General features: G+C 59.9%; 28 protein-coding genes and 2 pseudogenes. 17 read left to right on the top strand and 13 right to left on the bottom strand.

What is annotated here, in order from left to right; genetic code table 11:
* Nucleotides 1–10: 10 nt before the first annotated feature.
* Nucleotides 11–901, top strand: coding sequence for a LysR family transcriptional regulator (locus EGT36_RS07480; RefSeq protein WP_125270191.1), 891 nt, complete (start codon nt 11–13; stop codon nt 899–901).
* Nucleotides 902–988: 87 nt separating this feature from the next.
* Here EGT36_RS07480 and EGT36_RS07475 read toward each other — a convergent pair whose 3' ends face one another.
* On the bottom strand, nt 989–1870 hold the full coding sequence (locus EGT36_RS07475) for a LysR substrate-binding domain-containing protein (RefSeq protein WP_125270190.1): 882 nt from the start codon (nt 1868–1870) through the stop codon (nt 989–991).
* A 136-nt stretch (nt 1871–2006) separates the two neighbouring features.
* On the opposite strand from EGT36_RS07475, the gene EGT36_RS07470 reads away from it, so the two are divergent.
* The 4 genes from EGT36_RS07470 to EGT36_RS07455 all read left to right on the top strand — a co-directional run bounded on the left by EGT36_RS07470 (nt 2007) and on the right by EGT36_RS07455 (nt 4482).
* Complete coding sequence (locus tag EGT36_RS07470; RefSeq protein WP_125270189.1) at nt 2007–2327, top strand: DMT family transporter; 321 nt, start codon at nt 2007–2009, stop codon at nt 2325–2327.
* 48 nt (nt 2328–2375) lie between these two features.
* Nucleotides 2376–2750, top strand: coding sequence for a DMT family transporter (locus tag EGT36_RS07465; RefSeq protein ID WP_125270188.1), 375 nt, complete (start codon nt 2376–2378; stop codon nt 2748–2750).
* Entirely contained in the window at nt 2750–3235 is a 486-nt protein-coding gene (locus tag EGT36_RS07460; protein ID WP_125270187.1) for a nucleoside deaminase, read from the top strand. The genes EGT36_RS07465 and EGT36_RS07460 overlap by 1 nt, the downstream gene beginning before the upstream one ends.
* A 365-nt stretch (nt 3236–3600) precedes the next feature.
* Nucleotides 3601–4482, top strand: a complete 882-nt coding sequence (locus EGT36_RS07455) for an NAD(P)-dependent oxidoreductase (protein ID WP_210211225.1) — start codon at nt 3601–3603, stop codon at nt 4480–4482.
* A 55-nt stretch (nt 4483–4537) separates the two neighbouring features.
* Here the strand turns inward: EGT36_RS07455 and EGT36_RS07450 are convergent, their stop codons facing one another.
* Nucleotides 4538–5434: a LysR family transcriptional regulator gene (locus EGT36_RS07450; protein WP_125270186.1), complete on the bottom strand. Its 897-nt coding sequence runs from the start codon at nt 5432–5434 to the stop codon at nt 4538–4540.
* A 101-nt stretch (nt 5435–5535) separates the two neighbouring features.
* On the opposite strand from EGT36_RS07450, the gene wrbA reads away from it, so the two are divergent.
* The 9 genes from wrbA to EGT36_RS07410 all read left to right on the top strand — a co-directional run bounded on the left by wrbA (nt 5536) and on the right by EGT36_RS07410 (nt 10817).
* On the top strand, nt 5536–6162 hold the full coding sequence (gene wrbA, locus EGT36_RS07445; protein WP_125270185.1) for an NAD(P)H:quinone oxidoreductase: 627 nt from the start codon (nt 5536–5538) through the stop codon (nt 6160–6162).
* The gene (locus tag EGT36_RS07440) at nt 6162–7382 is read left to right on the top strand and encodes an MFS transporter (RefSeq protein WP_125270184.1); all 1221 of its coding nucleotides are present in this window, start codon (nt 6162–6164) and stop codon (nt 7380–7382) included. The genes wrbA and EGT36_RS07440 overlap by 1 nt, the downstream gene beginning before the upstream one ends.
* A complete protein-coding gene (locus tag EGT36_RS07435; RefSeq protein WP_125270183.1) occupies nt 7382–7771 on the top strand; it encodes a VOC family protein in 390 nt (129 codons plus the stop codon). The genes EGT36_RS07440 and EGT36_RS07435 overlap by 1 nt, the downstream gene beginning before the upstream one ends.
* Nucleotides 7768–8214, top strand: a complete 447-nt coding sequence (locus EGT36_RS07430) for a VOC family protein (RefSeq protein WP_125270182.1) — start codon at nt 7768–7770, stop codon at nt 8212–8214. Before EGT36_RS07435 ends, EGT36_RS07430 begins: the two co-directional genes overlap by 4 nt.
* 30 nt (nt 8215–8244) lie before the next feature.
* Nucleotides 8245–8697 (top strand): carboxymuconolactone decarboxylase family protein, encoded by a 453-nt coding sequence (locus EGT36_RS07425; protein WP_125270181.1) that lies wholly within the window; start codon nt 8245–8247, stop codon nt 8695–8697.
* A gap of 74 nt (nt 8698–8771) precedes the next feature.
* Nucleotides 8772–9200, top strand: coding sequence for a winged helix DNA-binding protein (locus EGT36_RS07420; RefSeq protein WP_125270180.1), 429 nt, complete (start codon nt 8772–8774; stop codon nt 9198–9200).
* A gap of 12 nt (nt 9201–9212) precedes the next feature.
* Complete coding sequence (locus tag EGT36_RS31520; protein WP_502697441.1) at nt 9213–9449, top strand: alcohol dehydrogenase catalytic domain-containing protein; 237 nt, start codon at nt 9213–9215, stop codon at nt 9447–9449.
* A 73-nt stretch (nt 9450–9522) separates the two neighbouring features.
* Complete coding sequence (locus tag EGT36_RS07415) at nt 9523–10194, top strand: zinc-binding dehydrogenase (RefSeq protein ID WP_210211224.1); 672 nt, start codon at nt 9523–9525, stop codon at nt 10192–10194.
* Entirely contained in the window at nt 10191–10817 is a 627-nt protein-coding gene (locus EGT36_RS07410; RefSeq protein WP_125270179.1) for a LysR substrate-binding domain-containing protein, read from the top strand. The genes EGT36_RS07415 and EGT36_RS07410 overlap by 4 nt, the downstream gene beginning before the upstream one ends.
* Nucleotides 10818–10958: 141 nt before the next feature.
* On the opposite strand, the gene EGT36_RS07405 is transcribed toward EGT36_RS07410, so the two are convergent.
* The 5 genes and pseudogenes from EGT36_RS07405 to EGT36_RS30970 all read right to left on the bottom strand — a co-directional run.
* Nucleotides 10959–11672: an alpha/beta fold hydrolase gene (locus EGT36_RS07405; protein ID WP_125270178.1), complete on the bottom strand. Its 714-nt coding sequence runs from the start codon at nt 11670–11672 to the stop codon at nt 10959–10961.
* Nucleotides 11665–12783 (bottom strand): alpha/beta fold hydrolase, encoded by a 1119-nt coding sequence (locus EGT36_RS07400; RefSeq protein WP_210211223.1) that lies wholly within the window; start codon nt 12781–12783, stop codon nt 11665–11667. Before EGT36_RS07400 ends, EGT36_RS07405 begins: the two co-directional genes overlap by 8 nt.
* Nucleotides 12773–12928 carry a hypothetical protein gene (locus EGT36_RS30440; RefSeq protein ID WP_172965626.1) on the bottom strand — a complete coding sequence of 52 codons (156 nt, stop codon included), beginning with the start codon at nt 12926–12928 and terminating at the stop codon, nt 12773–12775. Before EGT36_RS30440 ends, EGT36_RS07400 begins: the two co-directional genes overlap by 11 nt.
* Nucleotides 12929–12947: 19 nt before the next feature.
* A complete protein-coding gene (locus EGT36_RS30975; RefSeq protein WP_286083749.1) occupies nt 12948–13193 on the bottom strand; it encodes an MFS transporter in 246 nt (81 codons plus the stop codon).
* Nucleotides 13194–13413: 220 nt separating this feature from the next.
* Nucleotides 13414–13557 (bottom strand): annotated as a pseudogene (locus EGT36_RS30970) (ArdC-like ssDNA-binding domain-containing protein); the annotation flags it as partial.
* A 92-nt stretch (nt 13558–13649) separates the two neighbouring features.
* Here EGT36_RS30970 and EGT36_RS30965 point away from each other — a divergent pair.
* Nucleotides 13650–13742, top strand: a pseudogene (locus EGT36_RS30965) (transposase); the annotation flags it as partial.
* Nucleotides 13743–13833: 91 nt separating this feature from the next.
* Here EGT36_RS30965 and EGT36_RS07385 read toward each other — a convergent pair.
* Nucleotides 13834–15147, bottom strand: coding sequence for a cyclopropane fatty acid synthase (locus EGT36_RS07385; RefSeq protein ID WP_125270175.1), 1314 nt, complete (start codon nt 15145–15147; stop codon nt 13834–13836).
* 387 nt (nt 15148–15534) lie between these two features.
* Here EGT36_RS07385 and EGT36_RS31515 point away from each other — a divergent pair, with 387 nt between their 5' ends.
* The gene (locus EGT36_RS31515; RefSeq protein ID WP_125270174.1) at nt 15535–15774 is read left to right on the top strand and encodes a transposase; all 240 of its coding nucleotides are present in this window, start codon (nt 15535–15537) and stop codon (nt 15772–15774) included.
* Here the strand turns inward: EGT36_RS31515 and EGT36_RS30955 are convergent.
* From EGT36_RS30955 to EGT36_RS07365, 3 genes are all read right to left on the bottom strand, one after another.
* Nucleotides 15662–16021: a transcriptional regulator domain-containing protein gene (locus tag EGT36_RS30955; RefSeq protein ID WP_285295763.1), complete on the bottom strand. Its 360-nt coding sequence runs from the start codon at nt 16019–16021 to the stop codon at nt 15662–15664. The two genes, EGT36_RS31515 and EGT36_RS30955, sit on opposite strands and share 113 nt — an antisense overlap.
* A 302-nt stretch (nt 16022–16323) precedes the next feature.
* Nucleotides 16324–17166 (bottom strand): DUF932 domain-containing protein, encoded by an 843-nt coding sequence (locus EGT36_RS07370; RefSeq protein ID WP_125270173.1) that lies wholly within the window; start codon nt 17164–17166, stop codon nt 16324–16326.
* A 355-nt stretch (nt 17167–17521) separates the two neighbouring features.
* Nucleotides 17522–17839 carry a DUF736 domain-containing protein gene (locus EGT36_RS07365; RefSeq protein ID WP_125270172.1) on the bottom strand — a complete coding sequence of 106 codons (318 nt, stop codon included), beginning with the start codon at nt 17837–17839 and terminating at the stop codon, nt 17522–17524.
* On the opposite strand from EGT36_RS07365, the gene EGT36_RS07360 reads away from it, so the two are divergent.
* A complete protein-coding gene (locus tag EGT36_RS07360; RefSeq protein ID WP_125270171.1) occupies nt 17829–18311 on the top strand; it encodes a hypothetical protein in 483 nt (160 codons plus the stop codon). The genes EGT36_RS07365 and EGT36_RS07360 overlap by 11 nt on opposite strands.
* A 331-nt stretch (nt 18312–18642) precedes the next feature.
* Here EGT36_RS07360 and EGT36_RS07355 read toward each other — a convergent pair whose 3' ends face one another.
* A complete protein-coding gene (locus EGT36_RS07355) occupies nt 18643–19134 on the bottom strand; it encodes a type II toxin-antitoxin system YhaV family toxin (RefSeq protein ID WP_125270170.1) in 492 nt (163 codons plus the stop codon).
* A 1-nt stretch (nt 19135) separates the two neighbouring features.
* Nucleotides 19136–19471: a type II toxin-antitoxin system PrlF family antitoxin gene (locus tag EGT36_RS07350; protein WP_125270169.1), complete on the bottom strand. Its 336-nt coding sequence runs from the start codon at nt 19469–19471 to the stop codon at nt 19136–19138.
* Nucleotides 19472–19487 lie beyond the last annotated feature (16 nt).

The following is a 19487-nucleotide window of genomic DNA, read 5'->3' as shown; positions in this document are numbered from 1 at the left end:
GGGGAAGCGGATGGATCGTTGGCAGGCAATGCGGATTTTCGTGAAGGTCGCCGAAACCGAGAGTTTTGCAGAGACTGCCCGCCACCTGCATATGAGCGCGCCTGCGGTGACACGCGCCGTCGCTTCGCTCGAGGATCTCATCGGAGCCCGGCTGTTCGTGCGAACGACGCGCTCGGTGAAGATGACCGAGGCCGGATCGCGCTATTTCGAGGATTGCCGCCGGATCCTTGCGGACATCGCCGAAGCGGAGGCCGCAGCGGGAGGCTCCTATGCCACGCCGACGGGAACGCTTTCCCTGACCGCTTCAGTGTTGTTTGGTCAAATGCATGTGCTTCCGATCGTGATGGACTATCTCGACACGTATCCCGCCATGAAGGCCAAGACCCTTTTCGTTGATCGCCCCGTCAACATTGTCGATGAAGGGATCGATGTGGCCGTCCGTATCGGTCGTCTCCCGGACTCAGGTCTTTCGGCCATCAAGGTCGGCACTGTCCGGCGTGTCATCTGCGGATCGCCGGACTATTTCGAGCGTTATGGCATTCCGAATACACCAGCGGACCTCAAGGATCACCGCATCGCCGTCTCGACAGGCGCCTGGGCCTCGCCTGAATGGCGGTTCGCCAACGAACAGCGCGTGACGATCGACGCCACCCTCCAATGCAATACCAACGAAGCGGCGATCACGTTCGCGCGACAAGGCCGGGGGCTGACGAGAGTTCTCCACTACCAGATCGGACCGGCACTTATGGCAGGAGATCTGCAGATCGTACTCAGCGAGTATGAAGAGCCGCCGATGCCCATCCATATCCTGCATCCAGAGGGCAGGTCCGCCTCCGCCAAGGTTCGCGCGTTCGTGGGTATCGCTAAAGCAGTCCTTCGTGAGAACCGTTTCCTCAACTGAATCCTCTTGCGAAGACTTCAGTCCGTGACCTCTCAGGCTTGAGCCGACCTAGCGGGTGCGACGGCACGACAATCTGCATCTGTGACGTCAGGTTTGTTTCCGAAACCAGTCCAGCAGCGTCGTGAGCCGTTCTTTTGCCGGGTGGCTCGTGAGGAAAACCGCCCAGTAGGTTGGCCCCGGCAAGGCGATGTCCGACAGCCGCAGGAGCGCGCCTGTCTTCAATTGATCTCCGACGAGATGTTCCGAGGCGAGCACGGCTCCCTGACCTGCCAGAGCGGCGTCCAAAGCGTGGACTTCTTCGGAAAATGTCTGGCTGATTTTCGGTGAAGCGCCGTCTGCCCGTGCATGGGCCTGCCACCGCTCCCAGTTCGGCGCATTAGCCGCTCCCGATCTCCAGCGATAGTGCAGTAACGGGAGGGCGAGGACTTGATCCGGCGAAAGCAGTTCCGTGCCCGACAGCAGGCCGGAAGCGCAAACGGGTATGAGGCGGTCTGGAAATAGCCGATGCCATTCGGCATCCGTGCCGGGGCGCTCGGCATAGCGTATCGCCATGTCGATGCCCGACGCATGCAAGTCCGCAACGCGGTCATCCGCCTCGATGGCGACGCTCAATCCTGTCTGCTCGCGCAGTCGCGGGAGACGAGGCATCAACCACCTGCTGGCAAAAGCCATGGTGACGGAAAGGCGCAGCGGGCCATCCTGACGGTCTGACAACTGCTCAATGGCGGTTGCGATGCGATCGAGGGAATCCCTGAGCACCGGAAACAGTTGTTCGCCCGCAGGTGTAAGGCGCACCGGGCGCGGATAGCGCCGAAATAGCTCGACGCCGAGAATCTCCTCCAGTTGTCGCACCTGATGGCTGATAGCCGTTGGTGTCAGATGCAGCTCCTCGGCCGCAGCTGAGAAATGCAGATGCCGGGCCGCTGCCTCGAAGGCTCGCAGGCCGTGGAGCGGTGGAAGCTTTCGCAACTATAGACCTCCCGAGGCTGATCATTATCCATGATGAATCTGATTCATCCAGCCCCTGAGATATACGCTTTGGCCAGCGTTTTCCACGCCTGATAATTCCAACGGCAGACCCAACCATCAATGAAAGGAAAAATCGATGAGCTGGCTTTATCTTGGAGCTGCCGTAATCTTTGAAATCGCCGTCGCGATCAGTGCCGGGAAGGCGAAAGGTTTCACGCATATCGGGTGGACCGCCGTAACTCTCGTCAGCGGCGCAATCGCCACCTTCTTCCTCAGTCTCGCGCTGCTCACCTTCGATGTTGGCGTTGGTTACGCCATCTGGACCTCGGTCGCGGGCGTCGGCATTGTCATCCTTGGCGCGCTGTTCTTCGGCCAGCAACTGAACGTGAAGAAGCTGCTTGGGATCGCCCTCGTCATCGGCGGGGTCGTCGGCCTGCGCCTTAGCGGCGCGGCATAACGCTCAATTTTCCTCCATCAATCACTCCCAATCTGAAAGGAAGCCGAAATGACAAATGCAACCGAACAACCGCAAAGCAGCGGACGCGCCTGGGCCATGTTGATGCTCGCGAGTGCCTTCGAGATTGGCTATGCGATCAGCGTCGGAGGCAGCCAGGCCTTCACGGTCCTGGGCTGGTCAATCGCCGCACTGCTTTTCTTCCTGCTGACGCTCTATTTCCTCAGCGCTGCGCTGCGGACCATCGACGTCGGAATCGGCTACGCTGTATGGGCAGGCATCGGCTCCGTCGGCGCGGCCGCGGCAGGCACCGTCCTTCTCGACCAGCCCCTGACGCTGATGCAGGCATTCTGGCTCGCGGTGATCATCGCCGGCGTCGTCTGGTTGAAGCTCTCCGACAGTCCGAAGCTCCAGGGGGCATCCTGATGGTCGCCGGCGCTTCATCCCGCCTGACGCAGCTCATGGAGGAGGCCGTCGCCTTCTCCATGGAGCATGTCCACGAAGGCGGCATTCCATTCACCGCCTTCGTCGTCGACCGCCACGGCCATATCCTCGGGCGCGGGGTCAACCGTGTTCGGGCCCATCACGATCCCACCGCTCATGCCGAGGTCGAGGCGATACGTGATGCCTGTCGCACGCACGGCACGACCCATCTGACCGGAGCGACGCTGCTCGCGTCGGGAGAGCCCTGCGCGATGTGCTACATCAGCGCGCGCAGTGCAGGCATTTCGCAGGTCTTCTTCGCTGTCGACCGGGACGAGGCCGCCGCGCATGGCTTCGATTATCGCGGAAGCTATCGTCTCTTCGCCGATGACCCTCGATCATGGCAATCGCCTAACGTGAGCAAACTGGCGGTGTCAGAGGGATTGCATCCTTTTCAGGCGTTTTGCACGGAACGACGCGCTCCATAGGCGCAGCGTCTGGACATGAGCATCGCGGCTTTACGAGGTCCGTCTCCGCACAGAACCTCTGATCCTGACCGAAAAAGACCTGCCCATCGCCTGGTGTGGGCGGCTATTGCTTACAATGCTTGCCATTCTTGCGTGATCGGAAGCGAGCGGCGGCGCATCTTCCCTCATCCACCGATCATCACTCGCTCGCATGAGCGACTTGATTCTCGTTTGCGGGTGGCTGACTGATCGATGCACTAGATCAGACTCATCATCTCAATGTCGATATCTTTGCACGTCTATTCATGAGTTCATATGCCTTAGGCCACCGCGGCGATATGCGCGCCCTTTGGTTTCAACGCATGATCATGAGAAGGACCGCAATTTTGACAGACATCCCCATCAATATATCTGTGCTTGGCTTGGGCGAAATGGGGTCGGCGATTGCCAGAGCCTTCATGGCTCGCGGATTTCCTATCACCGTTTGGAACCGGACAGCGAGCAAATCTACCCCTTTCCGTGAAGCCGGCGCTAAGGTCACACTCATGGCCGCCGAAGCTGCAGCAAACAGCGATCTCATTGTGCTCTGCCTTCTCAATAGCCGCGCAGTCGATGACGTCGTGCAGTCGCTAGGCAGCGCTGTATCCGGCAAAACCCTGGTGAACCTCACTAGCGGCGCTCCGGACCAGGCGCGGGCTTATCAGCGCTGGGCTCACGATCACGGCGCGGAATATCTCGACGGGAAGATCATGGGCGATCCTTCTTATGTGGGAACGCCAAACGTGACTTTTACTTACAGCGGTTCCGCCGCCGCATTCGCTACCCATGCATCAATTCTGAAGATTTTGGGCACTATTGGGTATCATGGCGAAGAACCCGGTGCGGCGGCGGTGGAATTCATGGCCCAGGTTGCTATTGGCTATGAGATTTTGATCGGATTTCTCCACACATTGCGATTGGTCAAGGCCGAAGGCTTCAACGTTGAGCAATTCACCAAGCGTGTAGCAGCTTCGATGGCCGGCTATCCTCCGCTCCTGGAAGCGATGGGTAAGGCCGTAGACACCGGTGAATACGGCCCTGATCTCGGTTCGCTCAACGTACAGGCCGCTTTGATGGACGACATGATTGGGCACCGTGAATCCATGAGTGTAGATGTCATGAGAATGCGTGAGGTCAAGACGCTGATGGATCGAAGGATCGAACAAGGGCACGGGGACCAAGGGTTCTCAAGCCTCTACGAACTCCTTGTTACGTCGAAAATGACATAACCTGCTCTGATGAGCCGGATGTCAATTTCCGGCTCGAGCAGGAGGAGGAACGAAGTTAGCTGATCAACAAGCTGGCCAATTTCTGTGCTACCGGCCCCAGCGTCTCGTCCCGGCGATGGGCAACATAGGCGCTGGATACGACCTCGCCATTGCGACCCATGGCGGTGACATTGAGGCGCACGAGCGTTCCTTGTTCCAAATCCCGTTCAACGAGCCAATAAGGGAGCCGCCCCCAGCCTGCTCCCCCCAGGATGAGATGGTGCTTGGTATCCTGCGTGTTGACGCGGCAGGTCTGTGACGAAACGACTCCGAAGTCTCGGCCCGCCGATATGTCGGACGGATCGGCCAGAACGATCTGGAGATGATCGGCAACATCCATCAGCTCCAGCGGATGGCCCGCGTGGCGGAGGGCCAGCGGATGGCTCGAAGCGACGACCGCAACCTGGCTGATGGATATCAGCGGCTCGAACTTTATGCGCGGGTCGCGGAAATCTTCTCCGACCATCACGGCAAGTGTACAACGGCTCTTCCTGAGCGCATCGAGCGGACCACCCATAGCCTCTGACCATACCCGAACGGCGACGGCGGGGTATTCGAGTCGCATCAGTGAGATCGCGCGTGCGACCTCCTGCATGGGAAAGAGCGTGTCGACAGAAATCGCGAGTTCCGTCTCGACGCCATGCGCAAAGCCGCGCGCCTGGGCGCGCAATACGTCCACGCGCAGAATGATGTCGCGTGCGTTGCCCAGCAATACCTGCCCCTGCGGTGTCAAGGCCGGCTTGTACCCGGAACGGTCGAACAGTTCCACGCCAAGTGCGGCCTCAAGGTTGGCGATGGTGGCGCTGACGCCCGATTGTACGCGCGAAAGCTTCTGGGCTGCGGAGCGGAAGCTGCCGCTGTCGGCAATTGTTACGAAAGTCCGGATCTGATCGAGTGTAAGGGCATCCAGCATGATCTTTCCTTGTGATCGTCTATATCATTTTTATATCACTTATTTCGCTCATGCATTTGATGCAACCTTTCGCTCAATGAAATCAATGAGAGGTCAACGAGATGACGAAGGTGCTGGTGCTTTACTATTCCTCTTATGGGCACATCGAGACGATGGCTTCGGCCGTGGCTAACGGCGCGCGTGAGGCGGGTGCGACGGTGGCGATCAGGCGGGTGCCTGAGCTTGTTCCCGAAGCGGTTGCTGCAAAGTCCGGATACAAGGTCGACCAGTCCGCGCCCGTCGCAACGGTGGCCGAACTCGCGGATTATGACGCCATCCTCATCGGAACGCCGACCCGCTTCGGCAATATGGCGTCCCAGATGAAGAACTTTCTCGACCAGACCGGCGGGCTCTGGTTCGAGGACAAGCTGGTCGGAAAAGTAGGCAGCGTCTTCACCTCGACCGGCAGCCAGCATGGCGGGCAGGAAACAACGATTCTGTCCACCCAGACCGTTCTGTTCCACCTCGGCATGATCATTGTCGGCTTGCCCTACAGCTTCAAGGGCCAGATGCGGATGGACGAAATCACCGGCTGCTCGCCCTATGGTGCATCGACGCTGGCCGATGATGGTCAGGGAGGGCACCGCGAGGTCAGTGAAAACGAGCTGGAGGGCGCGCGCTTCCAGGGTCGCCATGTCGCCGGGATCGCGGCCGCCCTCGTGGCCGGGCACGCGGCAAGGGGCTCGTGATGGACACGCCATCAACAACGAAAGCAGTGTCTACGCACTGGACCGCCGTGTTCGTCATCGTCGGCAGCGGGATTGCAGCCGCCTTGCAGGTTGGCAAGGCGGCGATTGCAGCGCCCCTGTTGCAGAACGATTTTGGAATCGGGCTGACGGCGATCGGCTGGCTGACTGGAATATTTGCGCTCATCGGCCTTGTCGGCGGCATTCCGACCGGGGCGTTTGTCGCGCGTTTCGGTGCACGGCGCATCCTCATCATCGGGCTTTTGGTCACGACAGCCGGCGCGGCCCTTGGCGCGGCGGTACCGGGACTGCCCAGCCTGTTTACCGGCCGCATTATCGAAGGGGCGGGTTTCCTGCTGGTGACGGTCGCGGCGCCCTCATTGCTCCAGGAGGTTACGCGACCTGCTGATCGTGATCTGGCCTTCGCCCTCTGGAGCTGCTTCATGCCAATCGGCATGGCGGCGGCGATGCTGGTGGGGCCGTTCTTCGAGGACTGGCGGACAATGTGGTGGGCGAGCGGCGCGCTGGCGCTGGCCATCTGCATCGCCGTTCCACTTGTCATTCCGGCCGGCGGGCAAGGCCAGATCATGTCCTGGAACAGCTTGCGCCGCGACAGCATGACCGTGGCACGCGACCGGGGCGCTGTGGGGTTGGCGATCACCATTGCGCTTTACAGCATGATGTTCTTCGCGGTCTTCAGCTTCCTGCCGGTGCTGCTGATGGAGCGGTTACAGGTGACGCACCAGACGGCAGGACTGCTCAGCGCACTGGCCTCGGCCGTGAACGTCATCGGCAATCTGACGGCGGGTCTGCTCCTCTCCAGGGGCTTTAGCCGTCCGGCGCTCCTGATCACCGCGTGCCTCGTTATGGGACTGACCAGCTTCGGGATCTTTCTCCCCGTGCTGCCGGACGGTGCGGCCTTCGGCCTGTGCCTGTTGTTCTCGACTGTCGGCGGTGTGATCCCGGCGATCCTGCTGTCCTCCGCGCCACTCGTGGCGCCAGCGGCAGGGTTGGTTCCGGTCGTTCTGGGTCTGATCATTCAAGGCAGCAATCTCGGGCAGATTCTTGGCCCGACAGCCATCGGCGGCGCACTGGATCGCTTCGGCTGGGATTCAGCCGCCTACATCGTGGCGGGCACGGCGGTGATTGCCGTGCTCGTGGTGGCCTCGACGCTCAGGCGGGTCGGGGCACAGCGGGTAAGCTTCGGGATGGGAGAGCACTGATGAGCATCGAATTCAACCACACGATCCTCGCGACGCAAGACGCAAACGGCTCTGCCCTGTTTCTGGCTGAAATGCTTGGGCTCCAGCCGCCGCGCAGATGGGGGCCATTCTGGATGGTCACCACCGACAATGGCGTCAACCTCGACTATATGGATGTGGGCCATGCCGTCGTTCCGCAGCATTACGCGTTCCTCGTCGATGACACGAGTTTCGACGCTTTGCATGACCGGCTCGACAAGCGGAGCTTGCCTTACTGGGCCGATCCCCAACGGCGGAAGCCGGGGATGAACAACCACGATGGCGGCCACGGGCTCTATTTCAACGATCTCAACGGGCACCTGCTCGAAGTGATAACCCGTCCCTACGGTAGCGGCGGCTGGAACCCATGACCGATGATCGCGGAAAGCCTCTCTCGCAGAGGCCGAAAGTTCGGCAGATCCTGGAAACCGCCATCTACGTGCAGGACGTCGCGCGCGCTGCGCAGTTTTATGACCGCGTTTTCGGCTTTCCCGATCTGGTGTGCAACGAACGCGTCGTCGCCTATGACGCCGGGAACGCAACTGTTCTGCTGCTGTTCAAGCGCGGCGCAACGCTCGTTGACCTGGTACTGCCGGGTGGGACCATTCCCTATCACGACGGCACCGGACCGTCCCATTTTTGCTTTGCCATCGACCCGGATGCATTGCCCGGCTGGGAAAACCATCTGGAGGCGCAGGGCATCGTGATCGAAGCGCGGATGCGCTGGGAACTGGGCGGAACCAGCATCTACTTTCGTGATCCCGACGATCACCTGATCGAACTGGGGACGCCGGGTATCTGGCGAACCTTCTAGAACTTGAACCAAAGAAATAAGGACAGTGCCATGAAGGCCCGTTTCGACTTTCCCGCTATTGCGCCTGACGCCTATGAGGCGGTGGCCGATCTCGACACCTATGTGCGCAAAGCGTCCGGGATTGAGCCCCGGCTTCTGCACCTGCTCAAGTTGCGGGCCTCACAGATGAACGGCTGCGCCTATTGCGTTGATATGCACGTCAGGGAGGCGCGTCGCGATGGGTTGAGCGAGCAGTGGATCAACCTGATAGGCGTCTGGCGGGACTCGCCCGTCTTCGATGCTCGTGAGCGGGCGGTGCTTGGCTGGACCGAGGCGCTGACAAACGTTGCACAGACACACGCGCCGGACACCGACTTTCAGCCGCTCCAGGCCTTCTTTACGGAGGCGGAGATCACCCGCATCAGCGTTGCAATCGGGACGATCAATATCTGGAATCGCCTCTGCGTCGGATTCAGGTCGCAGCATCCGGTGGATGCTAGCTGAGCGAACGCGGCTGTTGAGTGACGCTCTGCGCGATCTGCCCGGGCAGATCAAACCAAATGAAAAAGGAAAATGACATGACCAATAGCCCGCCAATCACACGGTTCATCGGCGTAGCCGAGCGCACCTTGCAGGCCTTGTTGCAGCGCCAGCTACAGAAGGCAGGCATGAGCTTTCCAGAATGGGTTGCGCTGACAATCCTGTCCGGAGGTCAACTGACTGCGGAAGGGTTGGCCCAGGCGATCGCCGATGCGCGCGTGGTGGTCCCAGGCAGAGAAATGACCGTCGTGGATGACCTCATCGGGAAAGAACTTGTCGCGCGCGGCCAGAACCTTTCCATGACACAGAGAGGGCTTGACGTGTTCCAGCCACTTCGTGACAGCGTGCGCGGCGTTACGAGCCGCCTTGTGGCCGACGTCCCAAGCGACGACCTGGCCGTAACCCGACGTGTCCTCGAAACGCTGACCAGCCGCGCGGTCGAACTGCTCCGCAAAGACGATATCTGAAGGCTACTCTTGATGCGCGCTATCGTGATGAAAGAGTTCGGACCACCAAGCGTTCTGAGAATTGCTGACCAGCCGGAACCTGTTCCCGGCCCTAATCAAGTGACTATTGAGGTGGCCTATGCGAGCGTAACCTTCATTGAGACGCAGGTTCGTGCTGGCAACAGCCCGTTTGGAAATCCTCCCCTCCCTCGTATACCCGGCAATGGCGTTGGCGGAACCATCGTAGCTACTGGCCCGGGGGGTCGATGAATCTATTTTGGGGACAAACGTTGTTGCTACAACGGGCGGGACCGGCGGCTACGCCGAGCGCGCGCTTGCCAAATTGAGTGACGTCGTCACGCTGCCAAAGGGCATTGGAATAAAAGATGCGGTCGCACTGCTGGCTGACGGACGAACGGCACTCATTCTGTTCAGGCAGGCTGATATCAAGCCCGGCGAGCGGGTTCTTGTAGAGGCCGCTGCCGGTGGCGTGGGAAGCTTGCTTGTCCAGCTTGCAATCGATTGTGGCGCAGTCGTCGTTGGCGCATCGGGAAGCGCAAAAAAAGAACAATTCGTTCGTTCGCTTGGCGGGCACTATGTTGACTACAGCGCTCCTGACTGGGGGGAGACTGCTCGAACAGTTCTCAGGCAGAAGGATGGCATATCAGCATTCGATGTTGTGTTTGATGGTGTCGGCGGTCAAGTCGGAACGGAAGCTTCCAAACTCCTTCGTCCGGGCGGGCGCATCAGTCTCTACGGAATTGCAAGCGGTTCCGAGACCAACCTTTCCGAGAGCCCCTCTATCCAAGTCATGGGACTTTCGACAGCGCCAAGTGCTTCGGAGACGTTTTCCTATATCGAGCAAGTTCTCGAACTCGCAGTGAGCGGCAAAATCCGGCCTGTGATCGGACAAATCTTTCCGCTGGCGGATGCTGCACTGGCGCATGCGGCGATTGACGCGCGCACCAGCGTCGGCAAAACGCTCTTGATCTCGAAGCAACCTAGCGTGTCATGATGGACATCGCGATCCCAACGCCACCGGCCCGAGCAGGTCTACGCGAGTGGCTTACCGCCTTCATGCAGGCTTATCCTGCGATCGATCTCGATCTCGATCTCGATTTCACCGACCGGCTTGTTGATGTGATCGATGAGGGTTTCGATGCCGTCATTCGCGCAGGTGAAGTCAACGACTCGCGCCTGATGACCCGAACGTTGGGGCCATTCCGCCTCATGCTGGTAGGTTCGGCCGACTATATCGAGCGTCATGGGGTGCCAACGGAGATCGAGCATCTCAAGGAGCACGCCTGCCTCCACCATCGGTTTGCGACCAGCGGCAAGCTGGAACGCTGGCCTTTCGTAAAAGATGATCAGCCGATCGACATCGACCTTCCACGCGCTGCGGTGGCGAATACCATCGAACCGTTGATCGATATGGTGGCGGCAGGTCTAGGCATCGCGTGCCTCCCCGATTTCGCGATTGAGCAGGAATTGAGGAGCGGCAAATTCAGGGTCGTGCTTGACGAACATACCCGCCACGAAGGCACGTTCCGCATTCTCTGGCCGTCGAGCCGTCACATGTCGTCCAAGCTTCGAGCGTTCGTAAACTTCATGGGAAGCAACTTCTTCACCGGACCGTAGGGCTGGCTCGGGAAAACTGGACAGGTCGGATAAGTGGAGTTTCTGAAGGCGGCATGATGGCCGCGACCCGAGAGACCATGACGAGCACGCCTGCTACGTGCTGAACGAGATCGAAACGCCTTGGCCGCCATCGGTTTCGCGTCACAGCGAAATCATTCCTTTGATCACTGCACAAATTACCTCGGGATCATCCACCGGGATATTGTGGCGACTGTTGCCCGCAATGATGTGGCGCGAATGAGCGGTAAGTGCTGCTAGTTCGTTCTGGTTCTGCAGATGAATATTCCAGAGAAGATCGGAAACGAGCCAGGTTGGCGCTCGCTTGCCCGCAGTAATGACTGTTAGCGGAACATTCGGGAATGTGGGAGCTAAGAAAATCTCATTGCCGATGTCGGCCATGAGAACCACCTCCGTGAACATGCCCGGGCCAAGCCATCTGTCCCATGCGCGCGCCACCCACCGTGAGAAGCGGACCAAAGCGTCACCTGTGTCGGCAAGACGATCTTCCTGTTTCGGATGCGTCGCATCCGCCATAACAACACCGGCAACCATGTGCGGATAGTGCCGTGCAATGAGTTGTGCATAGAGGCCGCCCAACGAGTGGCCCACCAGATAATAGGGTGGGGGCAATTCCAACCTGGCGAGCAGGTCAAGCAAAGCGTCCGTTTGGTCACGACCGATTCTGGATACCTGTGAATTTCGCACTGTTGACGGTGAGCGATCATAGACCAAGACGCAGCATGTATCCGAGAGACTGGACGCGACCTTGTCCCAGTAGCGCATTTTCATGCCGGCGCCAGACATGAGAACCACAACCGGGCCCACCGTGCCGAAAACGCGATAGGTCTTAATCATGGCGCCGATCAAAGATTGCAAGAAAGCTGTTCACCTCGGACAGGAATTGGTCATGAGCTTCGAGTTGAGCCCAGTGACCGCAATGGGGCACGATAACCAAGCGGGACTGAGCCATACGCGAAGCAGCGCGTTGGGACGCCTCTGGCGGCACCAGCCGGTCCTCGACACCATGAAAGAATAGTGTGGGGACGGTAACATTATGAACGTAACTGGACATGTCGTTGCGCATGCCATGCTGCCCGAGGGTTACCTGATTATATCGGGCATAGGCGATGCCACCGCGCGGCTGCCTCGCCTCGCGAACAAATTCGGCAACGACCTCTGGCGGTATATTGGACGGGTCAGCCACCATGGTGCCCAGAGCGGCGACAGTGAAGCGATTAGAGAACCTGATGGCGGGTAACAGAAGCCAGTCCGGCGTCTGCGCTGCCAGCCAAGCCAGGAAATGAGTGTACTGATGATTGCCGATCATCGGAACCAGTCCGCCTGGTGCGATGAGAACAAGACCTGCAACCCGCTCGGAATGGCGAAGGGCAAGGTTGAGTGCGACATCGCCGCCCATGGAGACGCCGAAAACAATGGCGCGACTGATGCCGAGTTGGTCAAGCAAATCGATCGTCACAGCTGCAAGCGCGCCAGGGCCACCGACCGGTGCGGCCGCCACGCTGCCCCCAAATCCTGGCAGATCCGGGGCCCAGACTGAACGACTTTGGCTCAGCGGGTTCATAAGCCGATACCAGGAAATGCCAGCATTGTCGCTGCCGCCGCCATGGATGAGTAGAATGGGCAATCTGGTATCGTCGTCAGAGCCTGAGGGTGCATGAAGCACGCGGAGCAGCCCAAAACTGGTTACCACGCTTCTGGATTTCGCACCTGGAGGAACGAGCCGTGTCATAGAAGCATTCTCCGTTTCTGTGATCGATAGGCAAGGACACGATAGTCCACCAGGCTGATCTGCGTCAGTACGCGGGACGCGATCAATATGATCGCTTTGATCGATCGAAGGATGTGATGACGACTTGGCAGTAACGCGACGCGTCCTCGAAACATTACCCAGCCCTAGGGGTTCGACAGCGGCATGGCTTGGGATCACCACGAAATCAATGTCCATTGGCGGTGGTCGATCGTCGCTTGAGCTGGCCGTGGTCGGCGGCGGTCGTCAGGTCCGCTTCGTCCAGCGGAACAGCGGAGCGGTGAAGATAGACTTCGCCGCGAATGCTGCGCAGGCCGGTGCCGATCATGGCGTCGAGCGACACGGCATCATGCGGTCAGCCTTTACTGCAAGGGGTCAAAGCTCAGCGGCCGTGGCCGCCGATTTTTTATCCGCGCGTCGTGACTCTGGATCGCCAGAGCGAACAGAAGCCCTAGCGTCGGCAAAACAGCCGACAGCAGCAGGTTGGTGTGAAGATCGAAACGGTCGACCGCCCGACCGCCCACGAACGATCCCAGTGCGATGCCGACATTGAAGATGGAGACAAACAGCGACGTGGTGATCTCAATGGCCGAGGGCGCGGCTTTCATCATCCAGGTCCGCAAGGCGACTGAGCCCCCGCCATAGGCAAGGCCCCACAAGATCAGAACAATCGCACCAGTTGCCGGCGAGCCGCCGACAATGGCGAAGCCGAAGATGGTTGCTGCCAGCGCGACCGCGATAACGATCAGCGTGGCACCGATCTGCCGCGACGCGATGATTCCGGCGAGGAAGTTACCCGCGATCCCCGCCGCCCCATACGCGAAGAGAGGGGAACCTTGCCGCCGAGGTGCCCCAGGGCTGGACCCACGGCGCGCGACCGGCTTCCAGCTAGGCAATGATCTTGCCGGTGATTTCGTCATAAAGGTTCGCCCGGTCGGCGCCGGTGCGTGGGATGCGGTCATGTCTGGACATCGCGGTTCTCCGCGACGGGCGCCGGAAGCCTCTCCTCCAGCTCTCTACCTGTCACGGCCAAACCGGCCCGCACTCTCCCTCTAGGCGGGGATACACCACACGTCATCGAGGCGCTGAACTCTAAGCTCAAGCGGGCGGCGCGAACCACAAGCCATTTCCCCAATGACGATGCCACTATGAAGCTGCCTTAACTGGTCTCAAACACGCGGCCTAGGACTGGAACCGGCTGCCAGGTAATGGTTCAAGGCAAAAACGAGTTCGCCGTCGCCGACAGGTTCAAGGCCCAACGACGAAACCGGTCCGACGCACAGAATATCTGAGTCCTGGTCGAGATATCGAATCATGATCATCGCTCGTGACATTGGCACACTCTTCAGCGCCCAACCCGGCTTCCGTGTCACTCATGTAATTGCGGGTTGTTGGTAGACTATCGCGCCGCTTAGTGAGCTGGATCTGAAAATTAACCATGTCCTGCCAGCGAAACGATGCTTCTGACGCGACGAGGTAAAATTCCCACATCCGCGCGAAACGCTCATCATAAATCTCAACGACCCGCTCACGATTGGCCAAGAAGCGTTCCCGCCAATTGCGCAGCGTCTCGGCGTAATGAAGCCTAAGCACTTCGATGTCGGTGACGATCAGGCCAGCCCGCTCGATGGCGGGCAATATCTCTGATAGAGCTGGGATATATCCTCCTGGGAAGATGTATTTGCGGATGAAAGCGGCTGTTGACGATGGACCCGAGGTTCGACCGATCGTGTGCAGCAGCATCACGCCATCGTCGGTCAGCAGGCGCGCGATCTGTTTAAAGAAAGTGTAATAATGATTGATGCCTACATGTTCGAACATGCCAACAGAAACGATCCGGTCAAAGGGACCATTCAGGGTGCGGTAGTCCGACAGCACAAACCGGGCTTTGCTATCAAGTCTGGCTTCTTGAGCCCGTTTGCGTGAGACGACATGTTGCTCCTCCGAAAGCGTTACTCCGAGCACATTAGTATTGAACTGGTGGGCAAGATACAGACCCATGCCGCCCCAACCTGACCCGATGTCAAGCACCTTCTGTCCTGGTTTCAGCGACAGCTTCGCTGCAATATGACGCTTCTTGGCTCGCTGCGCTTCCTCCAAGGTCATTTCAGGTTGCTCGAAATACGCACAGGAGTATTGAAGGTCCTCGTCGAGAAACAGTCGGTAAAGTTCCTCGGAGAGATCATAGTGCCGATGAACGTTGTCTTTCGATCGGGCGGCGGAATTAAGCTGGTGAAATCGGCGAGTTAGGAACTGAAAGCGCTCCAAGAACTTTACGAAAAATGATCGGCTGCCGTGTTGCTCCATGTTGACGAAAGCGATGCGCAGGACATCCATAATTTCCCCGACGATCACGTCCAACTCGCCACGCATGTAGGATTCAGGCAACGCGAGATAGGGGTCAAACGCTATTGCGCGTTCAGCGTGCGTGGTGTGCAGCACAATGTGAACTGGATTTCCTGTTCCATCCCCGAATTGATGCAATTCTCCATTCGCAGTGGTTACGCGGAGGCAACCCGACTTCACTAACCGGTGGAGAAGCTTTGACAGTGCTCGATTCATTTTCAGCCCCAAACAGCTACGTCGCCTCCACTGCACACGGAGCGAAGCGTTGAGATTGTTGTATTCATTAGATTTGGGCGAAAAATGCCCATTAGATCTGCCTTCGTGAAGTGATTAAAATATTATCATCATGATCGTTATTACAGATCAGGGTATGGCACTCGCCAGCCGAAACAGCCCACTCAACTTGGGGTGCGCTCCAGCTCAAGTGAATGATGAAAGCTGCGGTAGCGCGGATTGCACGGCCCACGCCGTGTCGGTTCGCGCGGCTAGAGCGTGTCGCGTCCGACGCGCTTCAAGATTCAGGCCAGCGAGCAGGAGCGCTCCGACATTCGTGGGGCGCGCGAGATGTAGAGCAGGCGGCGCAAGCGCTTCTTCGCCAAGGCCTTGCCTCGCCTGGTCTTCATTGACGAGACGTCGACCAACACCAAGCTGACCAATCGCTCCGGCTGGTCGCACAAAGGTGAGCGCTACAGGACGCATGCTCCGTTCGGCAAATGGCATACGCAGACCTTCATCGCTGGCCTGCGCTGCCACGGCATGGTCGCACCCTCGAACATTGATGCCCTGATGAACATGCTTTATGACGATCTCGGGATCGACTTGACCGCCTTGGGTTGCGGCTGAAGACTCGGAATCCAGAAGAGAGATTGCTGATCGGACGGCGTTTCAGGATCGGTCGGAAAATCGCAACCCCCAAGCGCTGCACGAAGGCTTCCAGGCGGTCCGGGTCTGGCTCGCTCAATCCGGCGATTGCCTGAAACTCGCGATGATAATCCACGTCGCGGCGCAGATATTCCCAGGCGAAGCCGGCGGCAGGAATACTCTTCGCATAGCCGTATTCTGCCGCTGAACGCCAATCGATGTTCAGCATGGCGTTACCTCTCTACGCGGGCGAACTACGTCAAACCCGAGCAAAGAGTGTCCGATGCAAGCCTAAGTGGTTGAAGTTAGTGAATCACGAAACGTTATACGGGTCAGCCGACCGAGTGTGGTTACTCTGTTCTTAATATGAAAGCTGTCGTTTTGCGAGCCGGGCATAGCCCGGCGAGCGCGGCCGTGGGTTCGGGCATGGCCGCACCGCCGATCCGCTCGCCGGATCGGCGCGATTTTTTCCGCCCTGTGATCGTGGGAAGAGAAAGGGCCGCCGGGGGCGGCGGCCCTATCGTGGTCGGGTCAATTCCCCTTCAAGCGCTGCATCCCCTCGGCCAGCGTCCAGAGCGCGCGATTGAGGCCAACGTTCTGGTCAATGCCGTTGATGGCGCGGGTCTGCGTGCGGCGGATACGGCCATCCGATGTCTGGCGACGTCCCCGCAAACCGCCCCGGATGAGGTTTTCCTGAATGACGTTGAACGTGCTCCAGACGCTTTGCCCGGCATCCTCATGGCGGCGCGGCATGATGATCTGATCCGGCTGAACCGGGCTTTCCTCCTCGCCGTAGCGGGCGACAAGGCTGGCTTCGGCCAAGACCCGCTGCTCGTCCCGCGAAAGCCGCGTTTCCTTCATGGTCTCAGTGGCGTCGATGAGGCGCGGGAAGTCTTCGGCGACGGTATAGACGCCCTCGATGATCTGATCCTGAATGCCGCCTTTGTGGGGAACGCGGATTTCCTCGAACCGCTCGCCCGCAATCATGCTGTTGGTGCAGACGAAACGCAGCATCCCGGCGAACATCTGATAGGCGCTGGTCCCGTCATGGCTGTTGACGATGATGACTTCGGCGGCCTCCGGCTTGCCGATCCCGCCATCGCGGCGCAGGCGCAGCATGTGCTTGGCGTGGCCGTGCCGTGAACCGTCGCGCGGAACCGACTGCACGGCGAAGAACGGGAACCATCCTTCGCGGCGCAGGCCCTCCACGATGTCGATGGTGGCGACATAGACGTAACGCTCGGAACGGCTGTCATGGGCCTCGCTGGCGAAGATCGACGGGACGTGCCGATAAAGCGCCTCGTTATCCAGCGGCTCGCGCCCGCTGATCTGGTGGGAGTTACGGCCGAACCGGGTGGCGAGCTGGTGATACATGGTCTTTCTCCTATGGGCTTGGGTTGGAGCGCAGCGCTGCGCTGCAACCCTGCCCGTCGGCGAGACCGGGGGGTGCAAGGTGCAAGGGCGACCGGGACGGAGGGGGATCACCCAGCCTGCACGGAACGGCGGAACGACGTGGAGGAAGGCCGGGGATACCGTCCCGGTCGAGCGCCAGCGATCCCTTGCGCCGCGCCGGGGGGAGACCCCCAAGCAAGCCGCCCAGCCAGAGCGAAGCGGAAGCCGGGCACGAGATCCGATCGGGAGTCCGTTTTCCCGACTCTCTGTTCTTAGACGGCGGCGGACATGAGCATGAAGAAGCCCCGCCGCGGCGGGGCTTCTTGAGGGGATGGCCTTAGTCGCCGTTGCGGCGGGACCAGATGAGGTTGTGACCGCTGCCGTCCTCGGCTTCGACCAGGCTGGCGTAGATCGGGGCCGGGAAGCTCGGATCGTCCAGCTTGACCGAAAGGTATTCGCGGCCGGTTTCGCGAGCGGTTTTCTTCCAGGCCGCGCCGAACTCGGTCGCGCCGGCGAAGATGCGGAAGTCGGGGCCGCGCTCGCTTTCGCCCTCGGAGGGGACGAACTTGGCCTTGACGTTGAGGGTCAGGGTCTTGACCGCGCCGGTGAAGCCCGCACCGTTTTCTTGTCTGGTGAAGGTGCCGATGGTCGCCATTGTCGTATTCCTTTTCCTGTCGGGCCGCACCATTGCGACCTCGATGGGAGTCGTGAGACCGGGGACGCTCGGCCCGCACCCGAAGGGCTGGAACGAAGTGGAAGGCGGCCGGCGACGGCTTTTTTGCTTCGCGATGCAAAGCCGAACCGGGGTTCCCCATGCGGCCTGCCGCATGGGGTGGTTGGGCGGCGGAAAAAAGCAGGCGACGGACGTTGCGGGAGACGAGCGAGGCGAAGCCGGTCTTCGGTCAGACCCATGCCAATCGAGATCGCGGATGGAGCGCCCGTTTCAGGAAATCGGGGAATACGGCAATGGCGGCCGCCCCTGCGCCTCGACGCTCGAGAACGGAAACGGCGTGGGTTCCTCTGGTCGATCCACCGCCGCCCTGATCTTTATCGTCATGGCCCGGCCCCGGCTTTCCGGGGGCGATGCCGAACCTGTGGCCCCTGTTCTCACACCTTCGCTGTGCTGACCGCACACGATGCTGCCGAAAGTCCACCCGCGCGATGTCGCGCCGCCGATCCTCTCGACCGAATGGGCGATCCGTGTTTCCCGGCCTGCTCTGTCAGCGGATCGGCTCCGGGCGTCACGGTCCCCAACACGTCTATCTCGATGCGATGGCGACCAAGGCCAGCCCTCGGACGCCTCGCCGTGGCGGGGCTTCCGGCGAAATGACCGCCGCCGCCTCTGTCGCGTTAGTGATCGAAGCCGAATGGCGGAAACGCGCCGAAGGCGTGGTTTCGGCGCAGCCGAGAGCACGGCCCGAAGGGCAACGCCCTATCGTTCGTTGCGCAGATTATCCGTCACGATTTCGAGGGAGAGGCTTCTTCCAGCCGCGCAACGGCCTTGGGATCGGAAGCCTGCTTATGCAGAGTGTTCCAATCGTCGGGCGGGTTGCCATCGTCCAGCATTCCCTTGAAAACCTTGTAGGCGTCCGTTTTGGAGCCGTAGGTCCGCAAGCTGTTCTCGTCGTTCACCCAGGCGAAGATGATGACCTTGCTGGCGCTGCTGTAGCGGAAGAAGAGCCGGAAACGGCCATTGCCGAACTTGGCGCGAAACCAGTGCTTGCGGTCATCGCCAAGGGTCGAGCCTTGGCGAAAGATGGCCGCTGTCGGGTCCGACGGCACATTGACGGTGACGAGCAGGACCAAAGCCGCGAGCAATTTGGCGTCGGCGGATTTCTGATAATCGTCCGGTTTCTTCGCCTTGAGCGCGTCGACCGCCTCGATCAGCTTTTCCCACTGATCGAGAAAGAGAGGGTGTGCGAGGACGGTCCAGCCATTGATCGTCGGCATATCAGATCGAAACGTCCCCCTCGATCTCGGCATCGAGATCGACCGTCATGCCCGCCGTCAAGGCAACGGCCCGGTCGAGCAGGGATTGCGGGAACGGAAGAACAGATTTCTCGGGGTGCTTCGCCATGTCCCGCGCGAGAAATTCGAGGAAACGGTCGATCACGGGATCGGCGGTTTCCTCGGCTTCCGCCTTCTGGACATAGACGCGGCGCTGTTCATCGACGACAAAGGCAATGCGCCCGCCATAATCAACGCCCAGCGCCTGCCGAACGGACTTGGGCACGGTGGTCTGTCCCTTGGCGGTGATGGTGCTTTCTTCTTTCAGCAGGGCTCCCATGGCGGGCCTCCTTAAA

Source organism: Agrobacterium sp. FDAARGOS_525 (genome assembly GCF_003938925.1).
In the GTDB taxonomy this organism is placed as follows: domain Bacteria; phylum Pseudomonadota; class Alphaproteobacteria; order Rhizobiales; family Rhizobiaceae; genus Agrobacterium; species Agrobacterium pusense.
This window is presented reverse-complemented; position numbering and strand designations above follow the sequence as displayed.